At 70.4% G+C, this 22410-nt stretch carries 10 protein-coding genes; 4 read left to right on the forward strand and 6 right to left on the reverse strand.

All coding sequences use genetic code 11. The features are described from left to right. Window positions 1-218: 218 nt before the first annotated feature. From ACIBX3_RS44385 to rox, 3 genes are all read right to left on the reverse strand, one after another. Window positions 219-1151: a nitroreductase/quinone reductase family protein gene (locus ACIBX3_RS44385; RefSeq protein WP_397126647.1), complete on the reverse strand. Its 933-nt coding sequence runs from the start codon at window positions 1149-1151 to the stop codon at window positions 219-221. Between the two features lie 964 nt (window positions 1152-2115). Continuing rightward, window positions 2116-3003: a hypothetical protein gene (locus ACIBX3_RS44390; protein ID WP_397126648.1), complete on the reverse strand. Its 888-nt coding sequence runs from the start codon at window positions 3001-3003 to the stop codon at window positions 2116-2118. Between the two features lie 225 nt (window positions 3004-3228). Continuing rightward, a complete protein-coding gene (rox, locus tag ACIBX3_RS44395; RefSeq protein WP_397126710.1) occupies window positions 3229-4653 on the reverse strand; it encodes a rifampin monooxygenase in 1425 nt (474 codons plus the stop codon). A gap of 551 nt (window positions 4654-5204) precedes the next feature. Here rox and ACIBX3_RS44400 point away from each other — a divergent pair. The 4 genes from ACIBX3_RS44400 to ACIBX3_RS44415 all read left to right on the forward strand — a co-directional run bounded on the left by ACIBX3_RS44400 (window position 5205) and on the right by ACIBX3_RS44415 (window position 9207). Next, window positions 5205-5639 (forward strand): DUF6196 family protein, encoded by a 435-nt coding sequence (locus ACIBX3_RS44400; RefSeq protein ID WP_397126649.1) that lies wholly within the window; start codon window positions 5205-5207, stop codon window positions 5637-5639. A 655-nt stretch (window positions 5640-6294) separates the two neighbouring features. After that, window positions 6295-7173: a thiamine pyrophosphate-dependent dehydrogenase E1 component subunit alpha gene (locus ACIBX3_RS44405; RefSeq protein ID WP_397126650.1), complete on the forward strand. Its 879-nt coding sequence runs from the start codon at window positions 6295-6297 to the stop codon at window positions 7171-7173. Next, a complete protein-coding gene (locus ACIBX3_RS44410) occupies window positions 7170-8150 on the forward strand; it encodes an alpha-ketoacid dehydrogenase subunit beta (RefSeq protein ID WP_397126651.1) in 981 nt (326 codons plus the stop codon). The genes ACIBX3_RS44405 and ACIBX3_RS44410 overlap by 4 nt, the downstream gene beginning before the upstream one ends. After that, complete coding sequence (locus ACIBX3_RS44415; RefSeq protein WP_397126652.1) at window positions 8143-9207, forward strand: 2-oxo acid dehydrogenase subunit E2; 1065 nt, start codon at window positions 8143-8145, stop codon at window positions 9205-9207. Before ACIBX3_RS44410 ends, ACIBX3_RS44415 begins: the two co-directional genes overlap by 8 nt. Here the strand turns inward: ACIBX3_RS44415 and ACIBX3_RS44420 are convergent. From ACIBX3_RS44420 to ACIBX3_RS44430, 3 genes are read right to left on the reverse strand one after another with little or no spacing between them, the layout of a single operon-like run. Continuing rightward, entirely contained in the window at window positions 9181-14688 is a 5508-nt protein-coding gene (locus tag ACIBX3_RS44420) for an amino acid adenylation domain-containing protein (protein WP_397126653.1), read from the reverse strand. The two genes, ACIBX3_RS44415 and ACIBX3_RS44420, sit on opposite strands and share 27 nt — an antisense overlap. Next, on the reverse strand, window positions 14685-20915 hold the full coding sequence (locus tag ACIBX3_RS44425) for an amino acid adenylation domain-containing protein (RefSeq protein ID WP_397126654.1): 6231 nt from the start codon (window positions 20913-20915) through the stop codon (window positions 14685-14687). Before ACIBX3_RS44425 ends, ACIBX3_RS44420 begins: the two co-directional genes overlap by 4 nt. Continuing rightward, a complete protein-coding gene (locus tag ACIBX3_RS44430) occupies window positions 20912-22408 on the reverse strand; it encodes a condensation domain-containing protein (RefSeq protein WP_397126655.1) in 1497 nt (498 codons plus the stop codon). The genes ACIBX3_RS44425 and ACIBX3_RS44430 overlap by 4 nt, the downstream gene beginning before the upstream one ends. Between the last annotated feature and the right edge of the window lie 2 nt (window positions 22409-22410).

Raw genomic sequence — 22410 nt, forward strand, 5'->3', positions numbered from 1 at the left:
CGATTTCCTCGGCCTCCTCCAGGCCCGCGCCCACACGGCCGAGGTGTGCCGGTTCCTCGGCCCGACGGTCATGCCACTGGTCGAGGGGATGACCGTCGAGGAGCGGCGGTCGGCTGCAGTCCCGGCGCCACCATGGAAAGCTTCATGCTTGTGGGGCCCGGCGCGCAGCGGTCACCCCGCGCCGAGGAAGGGGTCGGCCCGGGGCTGCCGGTGGATGATCAGCCGAATTTGGGAGCTGGGGCCGTGGCGTTGAGCGCCGTCACGATCGTCTCCTCCTCGTACCTGAAGTGGGACTCCAGCTGGTTCGTCAGCCGCTCCAGGTCGGCGCGCAGCTGCACGGAGTCGGTTTCGCCGGGTACGAAGCCGTCGACGAGCCGCTGGATGTCGTCCTGCAGCCGCGCCACCACCTTGTGCTCCTCGCCGAGCTGCGCCAGCGCCGGAGCGAGTGCGGGGAACTGCTTGGCCAGCATCGGGAACATGGCCATGTCCTCGCCGCCGTGATGCTTCTTCAGCGCCCCGCAGAAGTCCAGGCAGTGGGTGCGCATCTGCTGGGCGAGGTCCGGCGGCGTCCGCTCGATCGTGTCCACGCCGCCCTCGATCGCCTGGTCCGCCTGGGCGCGGAGCGTCTCGAGCTCCTTGCGCAGCCAGTCGTGCACCTCGACGATCCAGTCGCCCATGCCCTTGACCCGCTCCTCGCCGGGCTTGGGGCCGATCCGGTGCAGTATGACGACCGGGATCTCCCTGGTCGTCTTGGCCTGGTGGTCGGCGTACCCCGGCGCCTCGACGATCACGCGGTCGAAGAGCTTGTCACGCTCCTGGGCCGGCGGGATGGCGGCGATCGCCTGATAGGTGTCGCTACCCGTCTCGACCGTCACGATCGGGTTCTTGCGGATGTTGTGGTACCACGCGGGGTGCTTGTCGGCGCCATTCGAGGACGCGACGACGATCCCTTTTCCGTCGAAATCGAGATACCCCAGGATGCTCTCCCGTCGCAGGTCGCTCTTGGCTCCGACGGTCGTCAGCACGGCTAGTGTCCAGCCCTCGAACATGCCGCTCATCTTCCCGCTGTTCGCCCGAAACTCGGCGATGACCTGACGCTGGAACTCATTGACGTCGAAGCCCGCCCAGGTCTCGGCCTGTTCCTTGCTCATGCACTGCCTTTCCGCGTCGATTGATCGCGAAGGAGGGCCACGCCACCGGAAATCGACACAGAAATACCCCGCATGCCTACGCAGTGAAGATGGGCGCAGCAATCCCAGGACAGGGATTGACAAGCTGCGAGAGACGGAACGTGCCGATCTCTGCAATGGCTGAGTAGCCGCTACCTCCATGCGTAGGCCCATACGGGGCTCGGTGAGACCGTAACACCGTCCCCGCTGATCGAGCAACGCCACCTTGGCGGGTGCAACCGGGAGCCGGTGGACCGGATTTGGGCCTGGCGAGTTTCTCGTTGCGAGACTCCAGCCTTGCGGTGTCGGCCTTGAGCTTCTTGGTCTCGGCCCGCAGCCCGGGCCGGCTGCTCATCCGTCACCCGGCCATCTTGCCCCGTCAAGGCGGCCTGGTCGGCGAGGATCATCGTCACTGTCTCGATCGTCTTGTATCGCCCTGATTCACGTCAAAAGGACTTATATGTCCCATGTATCACAGCAGTCTGGCAGAGAGGGGGTGGCGGTCAGCTCACGCATGGCGAAGTCGTCCAGGATGAAGATGTCCGGCCGGGTCGGGCCGCGCAGGCGTTTGTGCCAGGTGCGGTCGGCGTAGTTGCCGGCCAGGTCGGCCGGCAGAGGACAGCACCGGCAGAACCTGCGGCAGCTGCCGGGCGACCGACAGGGCGATCTCGGCCTGGTCGATCGACAGCAGGACCGCCTCGACGGGGCCGGCCCAGAAGCCCTGGCCCGCTGGCAGGAAAACCGTGATCCCGCCGCACGCCGACCCTGATCAAGGGGGCCTTGTCGTCGTGTGGCGCAGTGGAGGGCTGGGGCCGACAAGCTTTCACCCCGGGCGCCTGGTCGGCGTCCGGGGCGAAAGGGCGGTGCTGTGAATCCAGCCGTCGTCATCATTGGGTGAGAGTGCGGCCGGGCGCCGCCGTGAGGACGGCGGCCCGGCCGCGCGGGTTCACGGGGTGGCGCAGACGGCGTACGCCGAGCTGTGCCACACGAAGGCAGACGGCTGTCCCGGGGTCTCGAAACCGCTGCTCACGGCACCGTGCGGCAGCGTCTGGGGCATGATGTGAGTGAGCACGACCTTCCCCTCGGCCCCCAGCGTAGGCGGCGGAACCGCGACCGCGCCGCCCAATCCGATCGGCCTCTTGCCGCCAGTGCAGGTCGCCGTGCTGTCCTTGGTGATGGTCGCGGTGTCCGGGCTGTGCGTGACGACCACCTCGTGGCCGGGCAGCGGGAAGGCGCAGATCGCGTAAGCCGTGAGCGACCAGTTGCCTGAGTATCCGGTCACATCCTCGGAGGCCGACACCGTTCCAGCGGTGTTCGTGATGTGCGGTGCGACCGTCTCGAGCAGGACCTGGCCGCCGCCTCCACCGACTGCACCGCCGATGCCGGTCATGTTCAGCCCGGCGGGGCAGAGGCCCGTCAAGTTCTTCTTGGCCGTCGAGTCGGCGGAAAGGGAGGTCGTGGCCAGCTGGAGTCCGGCGACCGGGGCCGCGCAGATCGCGTACGCGGTGACCGACCAGTTCGTGCTGAGGCCCACCTCGGTCTCGCGTGCGGAGACCGTGACCTGGGTCAGCGCGGAGTCGGGCACGATGCGGTCCATCACCACCTTGCCGAGGCCGCTGTTCACCGATCCTCCCGTGCCGAGCAGGTTCTTGCCGCTCGGGCAGGACGCCACGACGCTCTTGGAGAAGCCGGAGTTGCTGGCGCTGGTCAGGGACACGACCTCCAGCCCCGGTACGGCGGCGGATGCCGTTCCGGTGAGCGGGCCGCAGAAGACGATCAGCGTGAATGCGAGAAGCAGGCCGATGGGCCGGGTGGGTGTGAAGATATTTCTCATCCCAGTTCCCTTCCTGGGCCCCCGCGACAAGTAGGCGCCCCACCCCACAGGTCGAACACGTAAAAATCCACACAAACCAATGCGGCATAGATCCCCGGCCGTGAATCAGGGCAGGAACGCGACTGGACGGGGGTGCCGGAGGGCGGCGATCCCGTGGCGGACGGCGCCGCAGATCTGCTCGCCATCTCGCCACGTATATGCGGGATGACCGCTGCTCCGGCGAAATCAGTTGGAGGGCTTGCCGAACCAGCGGGAGAGGTGGTCGTCCAGGTCCTGCTGATCGTCGCCGGCCCAGGCGACGTGGCCGTCGGGGCGTAGCAGGACGCATGGAACATCCAGTACCGCAGTGGGATCCGCGAGGTAATCGACCCGGTCTGACCAGCCGCCGACGGTCAGGCGTTCGGTGCGGTCCAGCATCAGGCCGCGGCCGCGATGCAGCAGACCGTAGAGGTGGCCCTGTTTCACCTCGATGTCGCGCAGGCGGCGGCCGAGCAGGTCGGGGCCTTCGCCGAAGTCGTAGCGGATGCCGATCGCGGTGATCTTCTCGATCAGATGGCGGTTCACCTCGTCGAAGTCCATCAGTTCGGTGAGCAGCCTGCGCACGGCCTGCGGGCCCGGTTCGGCGGACAGCAGTTCCATCTGGGCGCGGGTGTTGTCCAGCACGTCCTCGGCGACCGGATGACGTTCGGCCTGGTAGGTGTCCAGCAGCGTTTCCGGCGCCCAGCCGCGGATCTGTGCGGCCAGTTTCCAGCCGAGGTTGAATGCGTCCTGAACGCCCAGGTTGAGGCCCTGTCCGCCGATGGGTGGATGGATGTGTGCCGCATCGCCGGCCAGCAGCACCCGCCCGACCCGATAACGTTCGGCTAGCCGGGTGGCATCCCCGAAGCGGGACAACCAGCGCGGGGAGTGCACGCCGAAATCGGTTCCGGCGATGGTGCGGAGCTGTTGTTTGAAATCCTCGAGGGTGGGCGGTTCCGTGCGGTCGCTGACTCCCGCGGCGGGGACTACGACGCTGTAGACCCCTTCGCCGAAGGGCCGGAGCCAGAATGGCTGATGGGTCTCGCGGATTTCGGTCACCTTGGCGGCGATCTCCTCCTGCGGCAGGCCCACTTCCATCTCGCCCATCAGCGTCTCGGTCCGCGAGGGCTCGCCGGGGAAGCCGACGCCGAGCAGTTTGCGCACCGTACTGCGCCCGCCGTCACAGCCGATGAGATAGCGCGAACGCAGCTGTTCCCCGTCGGCCAGCTCGACGGTCACACCCTCGTCGTCCTGCTCGAAACCGGCGACCGCGCAACCGCGCCGGACCTGCGCACCCAGCTCGATCGCATGTTCTTCGAGCAGATGTTCGATGGTCGGCTGCGGGATGCCCAGCAGATAGGCGTGCGCGGAATCCAGACCCTTGGGCACGGGTTTGGGGATGGCGGCGAAGAAACCGCCGGCCGGACGCTGTCTTCCATGCTGGAGAATGCGATCCAGCAGGCCGCGCATCGCCATCAGCTCGAGACTGCGAATATGCAGACCGACTATGCGGACGAACGACTTGGGCTCGGTTTCCTTCTCCAGAACGAGTACCCGCACATCGTGCAGCCGCAGTTCGGCGGCCAGCATCGCGCCGGTCGGCCCGCACCCGGCAATGATCACATCGAAGATGAGGGGCGCACGATCGGCGCCGGAGGCCGGCGACCGGAGAACTCCGGGGACGTCGCCCACCGTGGAATCACGCTCGACCCTGTCGTTCGACGGCGGCTCGGCGGGGAACTGCGGAGAGTGCATTGGTGTTGCCTTTCGGGAGTGCCTTGTTGGCGAGGCGCTCCCGGCGACACCTACGTCAATCGCCCGGCCGTGACGGGAAGGGGAGCACCCACATCGATACAGCGTTCATGGGTCTCACCTCCTCGGGCGGTGTCACGGTCAACCGCAAGCTACAAGCCCGAGCATCACCCCGTCCAATCCTTTTCCCGGCCACGTGCACGACAGCCGGGGAACCGGCGCTGACGGCAACGATGGCCGCCTGGGCTGCCAGGTCGGCGCCGGCCTCGCAGAGCTGCCACACGTGCTCGCCGTGAACGCGGCCGGAATCGGCAAGTCGGCGACGACGTTGTGAAGATCGTCGCCAGGACGCTGGAAGCCTTTCCTGCCCGGGCGCGACTGCCCGAGATCTCAGAGTGGATCACAGCCACATGAATCGAGGAGACCCACCCATGGTCAGCGTCAGTATGGAGACTGCGGAGCAGACGGAAGCACGCCTACGACGCGTGATCGCGGCAGCCGGGTTCGTCGTGCACCACGGCGTCTGGTGTTTCGAGGAGTCTCCGGCCGACCGCCCACCAGCCCTTACCGGTGACACACTGGCGGTGGTCCGGGACAACGAGAGCTGGAGCGCCTTGGTCCCGTTCGCCCAGGAGCACGACGGTGTCGAACAATTCGGAGTCTTCTCCTTTCACTTCCCCGCCGACCTGGACAACAGTGGTTTCGTCGGCTGGCTGGCCACCCGTCTCAAAGTTCAGCTGGGGACCGGCGTATTCGTCATCTGCGGCAGCAACCGTGCCGGCGGAGGAATCTACGACTACTGGGGCTGCCCCATCGACCTGGCGGACGACGCTGTCGCAGTCATCAAGGAACTACGCGCCGACTGACCCGGCCCTTCGCGCACTCGCACCAGGCCACCGGGAGTGACACCACGTGCTCGCGAGGAGTGGTGACCAGCACGATGACATGCCCGGTCGATCTGCCCAGGCGTCAACGTCGGCGGCACCGAGCGGCGCTGCCGGACCCGGATCACCGTCTGACGTCGGCCCGAACGCCGCGCGATGCGCTCCGGCACCGGCTTGTAGACCGCGCCGCCATCATGACCGATCCGGTGCGGGGTCCGTGCCGACGGCGACCCCGTTGAACAGGTGACAGCCGTAGAAGGAGATCACGGCGCGCAGCCGGACCGCGACCGTGGCCTCGGAAAATCGGGACTTGCACGGCTCGATCGAGGTGGCTTGAGGGCCGTTCCCGGTTCGCAGCCAGGCCAGGAAGGAGCTGCGGCCCGCGGTGGAGGGCCGCGCAGGTCACCCGGATCTACGTTCTGATCTTCGTGGAGCACGGTACGCGCCGCCCGCACATCGCCGGCGTGACAACCCGACCGGCGCCTGGGCCACTCAGCAGGCACGTAACCTGAGACACGCTGACGGTGTCGGTGGGAGCGGAGACGCGCTCCGGGACTCGTTCCGATGATCAGCCGTAGACGTGACAAGTCGGTGTTGTATAGCCTTTCTCAAGGTTCTCCCGGGACTCAAGGGGCCTATGAACAGGCTGGCTGATGAGGACTTGGCGCTGCTGCTGCTGATCCGGTCCTTCGAACAGAAGCTGCTCGCGCTCTTCGAGCGGGGCGAGCTCCACGGCACCACCCACACCTGCCTCGGGCAGGAGTACGTCCCCGTCTCCCTGCGCCCGCTGCTGAGCGATGGTGACTGGGTGTTCAGCAACCATCGCGGTCACGGCCACTACCTGGCCCGGTTCGAGGACCCCGAAGGGTTGCTCGCCGAGATCATGGGACGGAAGGGCGCCGTGTGCGATGGGGTTGGGGGCAGTCAGCATCTGCGCCGCGACCGCTACCTGTCGACCGGGGTGCAAGGGCAGAGCCTGCCGGTGGCCGCCGGGGTCGCCCTGCACCTGAAGCGGCACGAGCCCGGCGCGCTCGCCTGCGTGTACATCGGTGACGGGACGTGGGGCGAGGGTGCGGTGTACGAGGCGTTGAACATGGCGCAGCTCTGGCGGTTGCCGCTGCTCGTGGTGGTCGAGCACAACGGCATCGCCCAGTCCACGCCCACCGAGCTCCAGATGGCGGGCACGGTCGCGGGGCGGGCGGCCGCCTTCGGGATCGGGTGCACACAGGTGTCGAGCTTGGATGTCGCCGAAATACGGCGGCATCTGGCGCCTTTGGTGGAGACCGTCAGGGATGGCTCGCCGCTGGTGGTGGAATTCGCCACGCACCGCCTCGGCCCGCACAGCAAGGGTGACGACACGCGCCCGCCGGATGCCGTTCGCCTCGACTGGTACGCCTCTTACCAGGCCGAACACCCCGACCAGTCGGCCCGGATCGAAGCGGTGGCCCGCTCCCGCATGGACACGATCGCCGAAGAGGTGGCCGCCCGGCCCCTGGCCGCCTGGACCGCCGCGTGAGGGTGGGCGAGAACCTCAACCAGGCCCTGCACGGCCTGCTCGGCGACGACCCCGGCGTGTACGTGCTCGGCGAGGACCTCCTGGACCCCTACGGCGGCGCCTTCAAGATCACCCGTGGCCTGTCCACCCGCTTCCCCGACCGGGTCCTGACGACGCCGCTCAGCGAGAACGCGATCGTCGGCGCCGCCTCCGGCCTCGCACTGGCGGGGGAGAAGGCCATCGTCGAGATCATGTTCGGCGACTTCGCCGCGCTCGCCTTCGACCAGATCGTGAACTTCGCCAGCAAGTCCGTCTCCATGTACGGCCGGCGCGTCCCCATGCCGCTGATCATCCGTTGCCCCTCCGGAGGCAACCGCGGCTACGGCCCCACGCACAGCCAGAACCTGCAGAAGCACTTCATCGGCGTGCCCGGCCTCTCCCTCTTCGAGATGTCGCCGTTCCACGACAACCGCGCCGTCCTCGACCGCATGCTCGCGCTGGAAGAGCCCTGCCTGCTCTTCGAGGACAAGGTCCTCTACACCCGCCGGATGTACGACGTGGACGAGCTGTTCACCTGGGACCTCATGGAAGACGTCGCCGTGGTGCGGTTCGACGGCGACCTCGACTACGCGCTGATCGCCCCCGGTGGCGTGGCACACCGGGCCATCGCCGCCATGCGGACCCTGCTGCTCTCCCATGACCTCGCCGGCGCCGTGCTCGTCCCGTCGCGCCTGTACCCGTTCGACCCCGCCGCGCTGCTGCCACTGCTCGGTCAGGTGGGACTGATCTGCGTGGCGGAGGACGGCAGCGCGGGCGGCACCTGGGGCGGCCACCTCGCCGCCGACCTGCACACCCGGCTGTGGGGCTCACTCCGGCGGCCGATCCGCCTGGTCAGCTCGGCCGACAGCGTGATCCCCACGGCCGCTCACCTGGAGCGTGACGTGGTGTTGCAGGACAGCACGATCTGCAGGGCCGTACTGGAGGCGCTCGATGGGTGAGATCCGGGTCCCGAAGCTGAACAACAACGACTCGGAGTACACGCTGCTGGAGTGGCTGGCGGAGGACGGCGCGCCGGTGCGGCGGGATGACCCGCTGGTGACGCTGGAGACGTCGAAGACAGTGGACGAGCTGGTCAGCGAGCAGGACGGGGTGCTCACCCAGTTGTTGCGGACGGGCGCGACGTGCACCCCGGGCCAGCTGATCGCCCGAGTCGGCCCGGTGCCCGCCGCGGAGCCTGACCCCGATCCGGAGCCGGTGCCCGCCGCCGACGGGCCGATCATCACGGCGCCGGCGCGCGCGTTGCTGGACGAGCTCGGCCTCGACCCCGCGCTGGTGGCCGGGCTGGACGTCAAGGTGGTACGGCGAACCGACGTGGAACGGCTCGCCGCCGCCGAAATGTCCACCGGCAGCGGGCAGCCCCGTACGCTGTCCAACCACCAGCGCGCCGTCGGCCGAATCGTCACCCTTTCGCACCAGACCATCCCCGCCGGATACACCGCAATAAAGGTGGACGTAACCCCCGCCCTGACGACGGCCCGGACCCTGACCAGACGACTACGCAGGCTGGTGGGCCTCCCTGACCTGCTCATCGCCGCCGTCGCCCGACTGCACGACGACTTCCCGATGTTCTTCGCCGAGCTCATCGACGACCGGACCGTCCGCATCCCCGATCAGCCACGCGTAGGCGTGACGATCGACATGGGAACCGGCCTCTACGTGCCGGTGATCCGTGACCGCCTGGCCGTGCCCGACATCGCCGAGCGCCTGGCCGAATTCCGCAAGCTCGCTCAGCACGGCGGCTTCAGCGAAGAGCACCTCACGGGCGGGAACATCGTCGTCACCCTCCATCACGACGCCGACATCATCATGGCCATCCCGATCATCTTCCCCGGCCAGGCCTGCGCCATCGCCCTCACCTCGCCACAGCCCGAAGGCGAGCGCACGGTGGCGGCGATCGGCCTGGCCTACGACCACAGGATGATCAACGGCAGAGAGGTCGTCCTGTTCCTCCAGGCGCTGAAGGAGATCCTAGAGCGTTCGTCCGAGGGCCTGTAGCCCGACCAGGTCGTCCGGGGTCGCGTCGGCGCTCCTGTCCAGTAGCCCCGGCAGTCTCGATCGCAGCGCCACCACCGCCAGCACCGCCATCGCCAGGGCGAACAGCAGGTACATCAGCCCCACCCCGCGCCCGGCGCCCGTCCCGATGAGCGCTCCGACGGTCGGCGCGAGCGACCCGTCAGGGGCGAGCAGCGGGTCGAACACCGCGGCGCCGTACGGCGCCACGAGCCCGAAGCCGAGCGGCAGTGTGGACCAGGCGATCAGCGTGTTCAGCGCGAACACCCGCCCATGGAACCGCTGCGGTACCTTGACCTGCACGATCGTGGCATAGATGCCGTTCAGCAGCGTCACCCAGAGCGACATCCCGAACGCCCCGATCCCGATCGTGACCAGATCCGCCCGCAACCCCGTCACCAGGCAGAACACCGCCAGCGCCAGCGTGCACCACAGAACCGCCCGCATCCGCCCCCGCCTGGGGCCGCCCCAGGCCGTCATGGTCAGACCGCCGAGGAAGACCCCCAGGCCGGACACGAACGAGATCCGGCCCACGTCCGCCAGCGTGCCGAAGGAGAGCACCAACGGCGAGATCAGCAGGAACAGGGGCGACAGGAAGATGTTCAGCACCGCGAAGTACAGGAGCATCTGGCGGAACCCCGGGTTCCGCCAGGAGTAGCGGAACCCGGCCGTCATCTCCGCCAGCACCGGCTCCTTCCGGCGCCAGGCCATCGCGGCGGGGAAGCGCACCAGCGACGTCACCACGATCGCGAACACGTAGCTGGCCACGTCGAGCACGAGTATCCCCTCCAGCCCGATCGCGGCCATCAGCCCGACGGCTGCGAGGGGGACGAGCAACTGCGTCATGCCACCGGCCATCTGGACGATGCCGTTGGCGTGCCCGAGATAACGCTTGGGGACGAGTTGCGGCACGGCCGAGGTGTAGGCCAGCCGCTGGAATGTGAGCGCCACGGACAACACCGCGAGGAGGGGGTAGACGTGCCAGGTCTGCAGGTTCCCCGTCCAGAGAAGTGCCCCGAAGAGGAGCTGGGTGCCGACGGCGGCGGCGTCGCTGCCGAGCATGACGGCCCGCCGGTTCCCCCGGTCGACGATCGCGCCCGCCAACGGGGCCACCACCATCCCCGGGACCAGCCCGATCACGGAGAGCAAGGCGAACTGCGCCAGCGAGCCCGTGGTCAGATAGATCCAGATGGGGATGGCGAACCCGGTCAGCGCTGACCCCAGGAGAGACACCAACTGACCGGAGGCGACGGCCATGAACCGCTTCATGCTCGGCTGCGGCCCGGTCGCGGCGGCCCGCGCTCCGGCTCGCGACACCTCCCGCACCCGCCAACTGACCCCACCTATGGCCTCTGGACCCGCCTCTGGGGCTGTGACCGGGGCTGAGTCCGGGGCTGAGTCCGGCTCGCTCGGTCGGGTGGCGAGGTGTTCGGTGGCGAGGTGTTCGGTGGCGACGTTTTCGGTGGCGAGGTGTCCGATGGCGGGGTGAGTGCGGGTGACGATCTCGGCGAGCTCAGCCGCCCGATATTTCAGGAAAAAGTGCCCAGCCTCGTCCAACTCCACCACGGCGGCCGTGGGCGTGAGGAAGTGCCACTCGCGATACCGCTCTTCGAAGTACTCGGTCGCCGGGTCGTGCTCTCCCGCCACGCTGATGATCGGCGCCCGCAACCGCTCCACCGAGCTCTCGAACAGCCCGGTGAAATACTCCTCCGCGGCCTCGCTGTCACGCCGCATGTTCTTGATGATGTGCCGAGCCTGCCCCGGCTCCAGGTCGCCCATGTCCAGACCCATGGACGTCAGCCAGTTGACATAGCTGCGGTCGCTCCGCAGGAACTCGCGCCTGGCCAGCTTGGACAGCGCCGCCATGGGCCCGTTCCCCGGGCGGGCGAACGGGAAGATCGCCCCGATGTACACCGCTTCGAGCTCGCGCCCCGCTGCCTCCAGCCGCCGCGCGATCTCGACGATCAGGGCCGACCCCACGCCGCAGTGCCCGTACAACGCGACGGGCCCGTGCACCTTCTCCTGGATCTCGCTCACGCACCTGCTCGCCACCTCGTCCAGCGGCAGCCGCTCCTCATCCAGGCCGACATCATGCCCGGGGATGGCGAGCGACCACAGGGCGTACGTCTCCGGCAGGGCATCCGCCAGCGGCTGGTAGACCACCGCCGCGCCTCCGCCGTACGGCACACACACATAGGTGAGCTCAGGAGGTGCGGCACGGCGAGGCGTCAGCTCGTGCAGGAGGCCCCGCGACGCGGTAGCGGTGCCGTCGGCCAGCGCGGCCAGCTCGCGGACGGTCGGGTGCTTGAACAGGTCCACCACGGCGATGGGCGCCGCGCCGGGTGGCAACACCCTGCGTAGCCTGGCCACCACCTTGATCGCCAGCAGGGAGTGTCCGCCGACGTCGAAGAAGTCGTCATCGACCCCGATGGCCGCGCCGTCAGGGGTGGCCACGTCGAGTACCTCGGCCCAGACCGCGGCGACCAGGCGCTCCGCCTCCGTGGCCGGCGCGATGCGCTCGCCCGCTTCCGCCCGTTCCACCGATGACGTGGGGGCGGGGAGGCGGCGCCGGTCCACCTTGCCGTTGGCCGTCAAAGGCAGCTGGGGGAGGGGGACGAAGAGGCTGGGGATCATGTACCCGGGCAGGGTCTCGGCGAGATGGGCGCGCAGGCGTACCGGATCCGGCTCGCCGACCACGTACGCCACCAGCTGGGCCTGGGTGCCGGAGCCGTGGGTGGTGACCACGCACTCGGTCACGTCCGGGTGGCGGGAGAGGTGGGTCTCGATCTCGCCCAGTTCGATGCGGTAGCCGCGGATCTTCACCTGCGCGTCGGCGCGGCCGAGGAACTCGATCGTGCCGTCCGGGGCGTAGCGGCCCAGATCCCCCGTCCGGTAGAGGGGCTCGCCGGTGCGCGGGTGGGGGATGAAGGCGGCGGCGGTTCGGTCTGGGTCGCGCCAGTAGCCGGTGGCCACGCCCGCTCCGCCGATGTAGAGGTCGCCGGGCACGCCCACGGGCACGTCGCACAGGCCGCGGTCCAGGATGTGGAAGGACTGGTTGGCCAGCGGGCGGCCATAGGGGATGGACGACCACCCCGGGTCCACCTCGCCGATCGGGTGGAAGATGGACCAGATCGAACCTTCGGTGGCGCCGCCCAGACTGATGATCTCGGCCTCCGGGGCCAGGGCGCGGATCCGGTCGGGGAGGGTCAGCGGGATCCAGTCGCCTGACATCATCACCAGGCGCAGCGAGCTCAGGTCGGTGCCTTCGTGCTCGGCGTGGTCGACCAGGAGCTCCATGAGGGCGGGGACCGAGTTCCAGACGGTGACGCCGTGCTCGGTGACCAGGCGAGCCCAGGCGGCGGGGTCCTTGTCGGCCGACGGCTCGCCCATGACGAGGGTCGCCCCGGCTGCCAGGGCGCCGTAGACGTCGTACACGGAGAGGTCGAAGCTCAGGGCCGACAGGGCGAGGACCCGGTCGGCGGGGCCGACGCGGAAGCGGTGGTTGATGTCGCGGATGGTGTTGAGTGCGGCTCGGTGCTCGATCATCACGCCTTTCGGCGCGCCGGTCGAGCCCGATGTGAAGATCACGTAGGCGAGGTCGCCGGGCGACGCCGGGCACTCGGGGTACGCGCTGTCCGCCGGGGACGCGGTGGGACAGGTCACTGTCACGCGGGTCACGTCGGCGGGCCAGGTCAGGTCGAGCCGCGGCTGGGTCACCGCGACGCGGCACTCGCCGCGTGCCATCAGCTCGAAGCGTCGCTGGTCCGGCAGGTCCGCGTCGATCGGCAGGTACGCCGCTCCGGCCTTGCCGATGGCCAGCACCGCGACCACCTGCTCCCACCCTCGCTCCATCACGACCGCGACCAGTTCGCCACGCCCCACGCCCGCTGACGTCAGCTCGGCGGCCAGCAGCCCGGCCCGCCGGTCCAGCTCCGCGTACGTGATCTCGCCGCCCGGGTGGGTCACCGCGACGGCATCAGGCGCGTACGGCACCCGCTCTTCGAACGGGCGGTGCAACAGGCCGGCCGCGCCGAGGTCGAGCCCTGTGTCGTTCCACCGCTCCCGTTCCGCCCGTTCCGGTGCCGTGAGCAGCTCGATCGTGGAGACGGGGGCCGAGGGGTCGGCCGCGATCCCGTCGAGCATGGCGCTGAGATGCCCGGCCATGCGCGAGATCCGCTCGGCGGAGAACAGTGCGACGTTGTAGACGAACAGGAACGAACCATCGCCGCCGGTGTACAGCTCCAGATCGAATCGGGTGGCCCACACTCCCGGCGAGAACCCTTCGACGGCCAGCTCGCCAGTGGATGACGGCTCGCCACCGTAGTTCTGCATCGCGAACAGGACCTGGAACAGCGGCGACCGTGACACGTCCCGCGGCACGTTCAGCTCCGAGACCAGCCGTTCGAACGGCAGCTCCTGATGCGCGTAGGCGTCCATGGACATGTCCCGCACCCGGTGCGACAACTCCAGGAACGACGGATCGCCCGACAGATCCACCCGCATAGGGAGCATGTTGATGAAGCAGCCGACGAGCCCGTCCAGCTCCGGCAGCGACCGCCCGGCCACGGGGGAGCCCACCGCCACGTCCTCCTGCCCGGCGTAGCGGCCGAGCAGCGCCGCGAAAGCCGCCAGCAGCACCATGTACGGCGTGGCGCCGTGCTCCCGCCCGAGCCGCTCCAGCCGCGTGACCAGAGCGGGGTCCACGGCGAAATGGTGTGCCGCACCGCGGTAGGTCAGCTCGGGCGGCCGGGGGAAGTCCGTGGGCAGCTCCAGCGGCGGCAGGCCGGCCAGCCGCTCGCGCCAGTAGGCCACGTCGTCCGCGTCGCCGGGCCGCCCGCGCTGCCAGGCGGCGAAGTCCCCGTAGGTGACGGGCAGTTCGGGCAGCGGATCCCGGTCGTAGCAGGTCAGGATCTCGCGGAGCAGGATGTTCGCGGACCAGCCGTCGGCTGCGATGTGGTGTACGGCGATGGCCAGCACATGATCGTCGGCCGCCAGCCGTACCAGCAGGGCTTTGATCACCGGCCCGGTCGCCAGGTCGAACGGCTCGGCGAGGAAACGGTCGGCCAGAGCCCGCGCCTCGTCGGTGGAGCACCCAGTGGATCCCCCAGCGGGGGAGGTGAGGTCGGCGACGGTGAGCGGGACCGTGACGGCGGCCGAGACCGTCACCGCGGGCTGCCCGTCGTCACCGACCGGGAAGCGGGTCCTCAACGGCTGGTGGCGGGCGGCGACCCGGTTCAGTGCGTCGCCCAGCAGGTCCGCGGAGAGCGGGCCGCGCAGGCGCCGTACGAACGGGATCGTGTGCGCGGGGTTGCCCGGCGCGTACTGCTCCATGAACCACAGCCGCTCCTGGGCGTAGGACAGCGGCGGCGCCTGCCCTTCCCGCAGCGCCGGAATCGTCGCCGCGCTCTTGCGCCGCCGCAGCCGCTGGGTCAGCAGCGCCCGCTGGGCCTCGGTCAGCTCGGTCACGCCGTGTCCTCCGGATCCAGCATGCTCAGCGCCTGTTCGTCGGACAGCCCGGACACCTCCGCCAGCAACGCCTCCTCGACGGCGCGCGCCAGTTCGGCGACGGTCCGGCGGGCGAACAGCGTACGGATCGGCAGATCCACACCCGCGATCGCCCGGAGCCGGGCCGCCACTCTGATGGCGAGCAGCGAGTGCCCGCCGAGCGCGAAGAAGTCGTCGAACGCGCCCACCTTGTCCGCGCCGAGCACCTCGGCCCAGACGTCGGCGACCAGCTCCTCCGCGTCCGAACGCGGCGGCGTGGCCTCCTGGCCCGCGGCGCGGCCCGGCTCCGGCAGCGCGCCGCGGTCGAGCTTGCCGTTCGCGGTGAGCGGCAGCGCGTCGAGTACGACCCAGCGAGTGGGGACCATGTACGGCGGAAGCCGCCCGGCCACATGGTCGGCCAGTCCGGCCACCTCGCCCACCACATAGGCGACGAGCTCGCCGTCCCTGGCGACAACCGCGGCCTGCCGCACGTCCGGATGCGTGCGCAGGCAGTGCTCGACCTCGCCCGGCTCGATGCGGAAGCCCCGCACCTTGACCTGCTCGTCCATCCGCCCGAGGAACTCCAGCAGACCGTCAGGGCGCAGCCGGACCCGGTCGCCGGTGCGGAAGTACCGGCCGCCGTCGGGGAGCCGGACGAAGCGCTGGGCCGTCAGCTCCGGCAGGCCGAGATAGCCGCGGGCGACGCCCGGCCCGCCGATGTACAGCTCACCGGGCGCGCCGGGCGGTGTGGGCGCTCCATGGGCGTCGAGGACGCGGATCGTGGTGGCCTGGATCGGGCGGCCGATCGGCGGGTGCGGATCGTCGCCGTAGGTCGTCCGTGGCGGCGCGCCGCCACCCTGCCGGCCGGCGCCGGGGCCGCCCGCCAGGTCGGCGGCGGTCGCGACGATCGTGGTCTCGGTGGGGCCGTACGTGTTGACCAGCCGCACCCGATCGCCGAAACGCCGCCGCCAACGGGTCAGCGCGGTGGCGTGCACCTGTTCGCCGCCGATGACGACCAGGCGCAGGGCGGCCGGCCAGGCGATCTCGTCGATCAGGTCCACGAGCTGGTGGAAGTACGCCGTCGGGAGGTCGAGCACGGTGATGCCGGGACGTTCGGCGAGCAGATCGGGGAGGGTGGCGCCGCCGTCGGGGACGAGCACGACCGTGGCGCCGGTGGTCAGCGCCGGGTAGAGCTCCTCGGCGTGGGTGTCGAAGCTCAGGGAGGCCAGCTGGACCACCTGATCTCCGGGACGCAGGCCGTACTCGCGGCGCATCCACCGGACCCGGGCGGCCAGGCCGGCGTGCTCGACCGCCACCCCCTTGGGGGTGCCGGTGGAGCCGGAGGTGTAGATGACGTACGCGAGGCCGTCGCCGGGGTCCTGGCCGAGGTGGGGACCGTCCGGGACAAGCCGATCGTGGGGATCCCGGTTCGTGCCGGAGGCGGAAAGGCCGCCTGAGATGCGCAGGCCGTCGGAGACGATCAGGCGGGCGCCGCTCGTGGTGATCATGTGCTGGTGGCGCGCGGCGGGATAGCCGGGGTCGAGGGGCAGGTAGGCGGCTCCGGTGCGCCAGATCGCCAGCATCGCCACCACGGCGTCGACCGACCGGCCGAGACGGAGGCCGACGACGTCACCACGCCCCGCGCCGCGCCGCGTCAGTTCGGTGGCCAGCCGGGACACCCGCTCGGCCAGCTCGCCGTAGGTCACGCTCTCGGACCCGCAGACGACGGCCGGCTCATGGGAGTGGGCGGCGACGGCTTCCGCGATCATCTCCGGCACGTCGGCACCCGGCACGGCGTTCCCGTCGCCACCCGCCGAAGCGATCAGCTCCGAGTCGGCGGCGGTGAGCATCGGCAGGCTCGACAGGCGGGCATGCCGGTTGTCCGGGTCGGCGATTCCGCGTAGCAGCACCGCGAACCGTTCAGCCAGCCCCGCCACCGTCTCCGGGTCGAACAGCCCCGCGTCGTACCCGAACGCCACCCGCAGCCGCCCCGGCGCCCGCCAGGCCTCCACCACCAGATCGAATTTGGCCTGACGACAGCCATCGTCGAAGTACGACATCTCCAGCTCGTCGCCGAGCCGATCCTGCTCCCCGTCCGCCGTCTGGCTGTTCAGCGTCAGCATGGTCTGGAACATCGGCTTCCTGGTGATGTCCCGCTCGACATCCAGATCCGCCAGCAGCCGCTCGAACGGCACGTCCTGGTGCGCCATCGCGTCCAGCACCGTTCGCCGCGTCCTGGCCAGCAGCTCGTCCAGCGTGGGGTCGCCCGACAGGTCACCGCGCAGCACCAGCGTGGTGCTGAGATAGCCGACGATCGGCTCCAGCTCCACCCGGTCCCGCCCGGCGGTGGGCGAGCCGACCAGGACGTCCGTCTGACCGGTGTGCCGCGCCAGCAGCACCTGGTAGGCCGTCAGCAGCACCATGAACAGCGTGCTGCGCTGCCTCCGCGCCGTCGCGTCCAGCGCCTTGGCCAGATCGCCGGGGATGTCCAGCACGTGGAAGTCACCCCGCGCCGGACCCGGCGTGTGCGGCCGGTCGGTGTGCAGCGCCAGTGTGGGCGGGTCGGCGAGCCGTTCCCGCCAGTACTCCAGCGCCGCGGTCCCGTCCTGCTCCCGCTGCCACCGCGCGACATCCCCGTGCTGGACGACCAGCGGCGCCAGGCCCCCCGCCCCGCTCGACAGGGACTCGCTCGACAGGGCCTCGGTGTACAGGGCGGCCAGGTCGTTCAGGAGGACGGTGATCGACCAACCGTCGGCGATGATGTGGTGGAGCACCATGCACAGCACGTGATCGTCGGCGCCCAGACGGATCAGCGTGATCCGGAGCGGCGGCGCCGTACCGAGGTCCATGGGGGCATTGGTGCGGGCGGCGACCCACGTACGGGCCTCCGCCTCGTCACGCGCGTCGAGCCGTTCGACGGCTGCGGGCGCGGCGTGCTCGACGACGGCGACCGGCCGCCCGTCCACCTCGGGAAAGCGCGTACGCAGCGACTCGTGCCTGGCGAGCAGCGCGGTCAGTGCCCGTCGCAGCGCCTCGGGGTCGAGCGGGCCGCGAAGCCTGCGCACGATGTACATGTTGTACGAGGCGTCGTCCGGATCGAGCCGGTGCAGGAACCACAGCCGTTCCTGGGCGGCCGAGAGCGGAGGCAGCGTGCCGGGCGGGCGCGGGGCCGGGGGACGGCCCGGTTCGTCGGGCAGACCCTCCAGCGTCGCCGCGAACCCGGCCACGGTCGGCTGCCCGAACAACGTCCGCAGCGGCACCGTCGCCCCCGCGGCCTCCAGCCTGGCGATGACCTGGGTGGCCAGCAGCGAGTGCCCGCCGAGGGCGAAGAAGTCGTCGTCCACGCCGATGTCGCCGATCCTGAGCACGTCGCCGAAGATCTTGGCCACCTGCCGCTCGCGGGCGGTGCGCGGCCTGCCTCCCCTGCCCGCCACCGGCCCCTCCGGCGCGGGCAGCGACAGCCGATCGACCTTGCCGTTGGGCGTCATCGGCAGCGCGTCGAGCGCCACCACGACACGGGGCACCATGGAGGCGGGCAACCATCCGGCCGCGTGTTCGAGCAGGTCCGCCGGGTGGCCCAGGGGACCGGCGGTCCGGGCGGGAGGCGTGCTCACCACGTAGGCGACCAGTTCGTCCTCGCGGACGACGACGACCGCCTGCCGCACCTCCGGATGCGACTCCAGGGCGGTCTCGATCTCGCCCAGCTCGATCCGGTGCCCGCGCAGCTTCACCTGGCCGTCGCCCCGCCCGAGGAACTCCAGGTTGCCGTCGCCGAGCCACCTGACCCGGTCGCCGGTCCGGTAGAGCCCGTTCGCGAAGCGCTCGGCGGTCAGCTCCGGCCTGCCCAGGTAGCCGAGCGCGAGTCCGGCCCCGCCGATCGCCAGCTCGCCGGGCACGCCGACCGGCGCCGGCGCGCCGGCGCGGTCGAGCACGTGGACGTGGGTGCCGGCGATCGGCCGTCCGATGCTCACCCGGCCGGGCTCGGCGGGGACCTCCCAGGCGGTGGACCAGATCGTGGTCTCCGTCGGGCCGTACATGTTGAACAGCCGCGCCACCCTCCGTCGCAACCGCCTGGCCAGCACCAGCGGCAGCGCCTCGCCACCCGCCAGCGCCACCAGCCCGGACGCGTCGAGCCCGGCGGACAGCAGCATGTTCCAGCCCGACGGGGTGGCCTGGACGTGCGTGACGCCCGACGCGGAGATCAGCCCGGCCAGCGCGGTGCCGTCGCGCACGGTCTCGTCGTCGGCCAGCACCAGCCGCCCGCCGGTCACCAGCGGCAGATAGAGCTCCAGCCCCGCGATGTCGAAGGAGAGGGAGGTGCTGCCCAGCCACACGTCCGCCGGTCCCGCCCCGAGCAGGTGCTCCATCCCGGCCAGCAGGTTCACCAGCGCCGAGTGGGGCACGGCCACCCCTTTCGGGCGGCCGGTCGAACCGGAGGTGTAGAGCACGTAGGCGGCGGCCCCGCCGTCAGGCCCGCCGTCGGGCCCGGCGGTGGCGGGTCCAGAGGTGATGGCCGAGGGTGGGTCGTCGCCGCCCAGGGTGAACCGGGCTCCCGAGTCCGTCAGCACGTAGGCGATCCGGCTCGCCGGAAGCTCCGGGTCGATCGGCAGGTAGGCGGCTCCCGTCAGCATCACGCCGAGCAGCGTCCCGGGCAGTTCCACCGACCGCCGCAGGCGGACGGCCACCACGGCTCCGGGCCCCGCGCCCCGCTCCCGCAGTTCGCCCTCGACCCGCAGGGCCTGGGCGGCGAGTTCGGCGTAGGAGAGGTGGTGGTCGCCGCACGAGACGGCGGTCGCGTCCGGACGCAGCCGGGCCTGCCGCATGACCAGGTCCACCACGGTCGCGGCCGGCAGCTCCAGGGGCGGGCCGTTCGAGGCCCGGTCGAGCAGCGCGCGTTCGGCGGCGGGAAGCAGGCCGAGCTCCGACAGCCGAGCCTCGGGAGAGGCGACGATCGAGGCGAGCAAGGTCAGGAAGCGGGCCGCGAGCCGGGCCACCGTCTCCCGGTCGAACAGCTCGGTGCTGTAGAAGAACGCCCCGTGCCAGCCCCTGCCCGACGGCCAGAGATCCATCCGCAGGTCCACCATGGCCGGAGGGGCCCCGTGCGGGAACGGCAGGCTCGTCATCCCGGCGAACGACTCCGCCTCGCCGTAGCCGACCGCGGAGTTGTGCAGCGCCAGCATCGCCTGGAACAGCGGCGTACGTGACAGGTCGCGCTCGATGTCGAGCGCGGACAGCACCCGCTCGATCGGCACCTCGCGGTGCGCCATCGCCTCCAGCACCGTACGGCGGGTACGGCGCAGCAGCTCGGCGAACGGCGGATCCCCTGACAGATCCCCCCGGAGCACCAGTGTGGAGGCGAACAGCCCGACCATCGGCTCCAGCTCCGGCCGGTCGCGACCGGCGGTGGGCGAGCCGACCACGACGTCGTCCTGCCCGGCATGCCTGGCCAGCAGCACCTGGTACGCGGCCAGCAGCACCATGAACAGCGTCGAGCGCTCGGCCCTGGCCAGCCGGGAGAGCGCGTCGGCGAGTTCGGGCGGCAGGTCGAAGCCCACGTCGTCGCCCGCGCTGCTCCGCTGGGCGGGACGCGGCCGGTCCGTGGGCAGCTCCAGTGGCGTCGCCCCGGCGAGCCGGCTCGTCCAGTAGTCGATGCCGGCGCCGGTGCCGGAGATCCGCTGGGCGTCGGCGTACTCGGCGTAGCGGACGGGCAGGTCGGGAAGGGAGACCGGTACGCCTTCCGCGCGGGCGAGGTAAAAGGCGGCCAGGTCGTTCATCAGCACGTTCAGGGACCAGCCGTCGCCGATGATGTGGTGGAGCACCACGCACAACACGTGGTCGTCGTCCGCCAGCCGGGCCAGCGTGATCCGCAGGGGTGGGGTGGAGGCCAGATCGAAGGGCGTGTTGGCGCGCTCACCGAGCAGCCGCGCGACCTGATCGAGCACGGGCCCCTCCGGGCCCGCCCGTTCGAACGCGACGAGCTCCACCGGGACCGCCCCCGGCGGGTCGATCACCGCGACCGGCAGCCCGTCCTGGTCAGGAAACCTCGTGCGCAACGATTCATGCCGCTCCACGACATCCCCGAACGCCCCCGTCAGCGCCTCGACGTCGAGCGTCCCCCGCAACCGCCGTACCACCGCCACCCGGTAGGCCGCGTCGGACGGGTCGAGCCGCTGCAGGAACCAGAGCCGCTCTTGACCTAAAGAGATCATGGCCGCAGCCCGTCGATGGCCGCGGCCACCCCCATGATCGTCGGATCGTCGAGGAACACGTCGAAGGGCACCTCCACCCCGAGCCGTTTCCTGATCCGCGCGCTGATCTGCGTGATGGTCAGGGAATGCCCGCCGAGGTCGTAGAGGTCCTCGTCCGGCGCGATGTGGTCCATCCGCAGGACCTCCATCCAGATCAGCCGCACCTGCTCGATCAGCTCCTCCTCGATCGGCTCGGCTCCGGCGTGCGCGGGCCCGGCCTCCGGCGTGGCCCCAGTGGTGTGCAGGGTGACGTCCAGAGGGGCAGTGGGGAGCGGCAGGTCGGCGAGTCGCACCTCCGGATCGGCGGAGACCGCGCGCAGCACCGCGGCGAGGTGGTCCGCGGCCAGCTCGACGTCCTGCCGGGAGATGACGTCCGGGCTGTAGTGCAGCGTGAGGAGCAGGCCGTCGGCGCCGTCGACGGCCTGGAGATGGAGGGCGTTCCTGACCATGTGGTTGGACATCTTCCACTCCACCGACAGCCTCAGCCCCGGGAAGACCTGGTCGGGTGCGCGCCGCCGGAAGCTGATGGACACCGGCGCGAGCGCAGCCCTCGGCTTGATGCCGCCCACCGCCCTGGCCACCGGCACCTCGCGGAAGGCGTTCAGCTCGCGTACCTCGTCCCTGATGCCCAGGGCCAGCTCGCGGAAGGAGCCCCCGGACGGGAACGACGAGAACACCGGCAGCTCGGTGGCGAACAGGCCGATGTGGTCCCGGGTCTCGGCGGTCCTGGTCGACATGGCCACGGCCACGGACGTGTCGGCGTTGCCGTACCGGTGAAGGAGGGCGTGCACGGCGGCGAGGAACACCTGGAATCTGGTCACGCCGGGCAGGTCGGGCATGTCGTGAGTCAGGTCGCGCAGCACGGTCTCGCCGCGCTCGGCCAGTTGCGGTGTCCTGGTCACCCCGTTGATCACCACGTGCGGCACCTCGCGCCAGCGCGCCCGCCAGTACGCCTGCGCCTCCAGCGAGGGCTTCTCCGCAGTCCCGTACGGCATGGGCAGGGGCGGAGACGGGGCTCCGGAGTAGGCGGCGGCGAGATCCCGGACGAGCAGGTCCTTCGACATGCCGTCGAAGACGAGGTGATGACCCACGAACAGCAGCAGGTGCCGCGACGGCGAGATCTCCACCAGAGTGAACCGGGCCAGCGGCCCGGTGGACAGCTCGAACGGCAGCGCGATCTCCCGCTCGATCAGGGTCCGCGGGTCCGGCTCCACGACGAACACGATCGGCGGGACGCTCGTGGCGGGCACCAGGTGCAGCGAGCCGTCACGCTCCTCGAAGGCACAGCTCAGCACCGGGTGCCGCGCGACCACGGCCTGGCACGCCGCCAGCATCGCCTCCCGGTCCAGCGGGCCGTCGAACCACATGGCGAACGGCATGTGGTAGGCCGTGCCGGTGCCGTGCATCACCTCGGTGATCCACATCCCGTGCTGCGCCTGCGACGCCAGGACCATGT

It is taken from the genome of Nonomuraea sp. NPDC049480 (assembly GCF_044465905.1).
Classification (GTDB): Bacteria; Actinomycetota; Actinomycetes; order Streptosporangiales; family Streptosporangiaceae; genus Nonomuraea.

Bases quoted from the DNA above. Each gene is read 5' to 3' on its own strand.
- ACIBX3_RS44385 (WP_397126647.1), bottom strand. From the start codon at position 1,151: ATGAGCAAGGAACAGGCCGAGACCTGGGCGGGCTTCGACGTCAATGAG.
- ACIBX3_RS44390 (WP_397126648.1), bottom strand. From the start codon at position 3,003: ATGAGAAATATCTTCACACCCACCCGGCCCATCGGCCTGCTTCTCGCA.
- ACIBX3_RS44400 (WP_397126649.1), top strand. From the start codon at position 5,205: ATGGTCAGCGTCAGTATGGAGACTGCGGAGCAGACGGAAGCACGCCTA.
- ACIBX3_RS44405 (WP_397126650.1), top strand. From the start codon at position 6,295: ATGAACAGGCTGGCTGATGAGGACTTGGCGCTGCTGCTGCTGATCCGG.
- ACIBX3_RS44415 (WP_397126652.1), top strand. From the start codon at position 8,143: ATGGGTGAGATCCGGGTCCCGAAGCTGAACAACAACGACTCGGAGTAC.
- ACIBX3_RS44425 (WP_397126654.1), bottom strand. From the start codon at position 20,915: ATGATCTCTTTAGGTCAAGAGCGGCTCTGGTTCCTGCAGCGGCTCGAC.
- ACIBX3_RS44430 (WP_397126655.1), bottom strand. From the start codon at position 22,408: ATGGTCCTGGCGTCGCAGGCGCAGCACGGGATGTGGATCACCGAGGTG.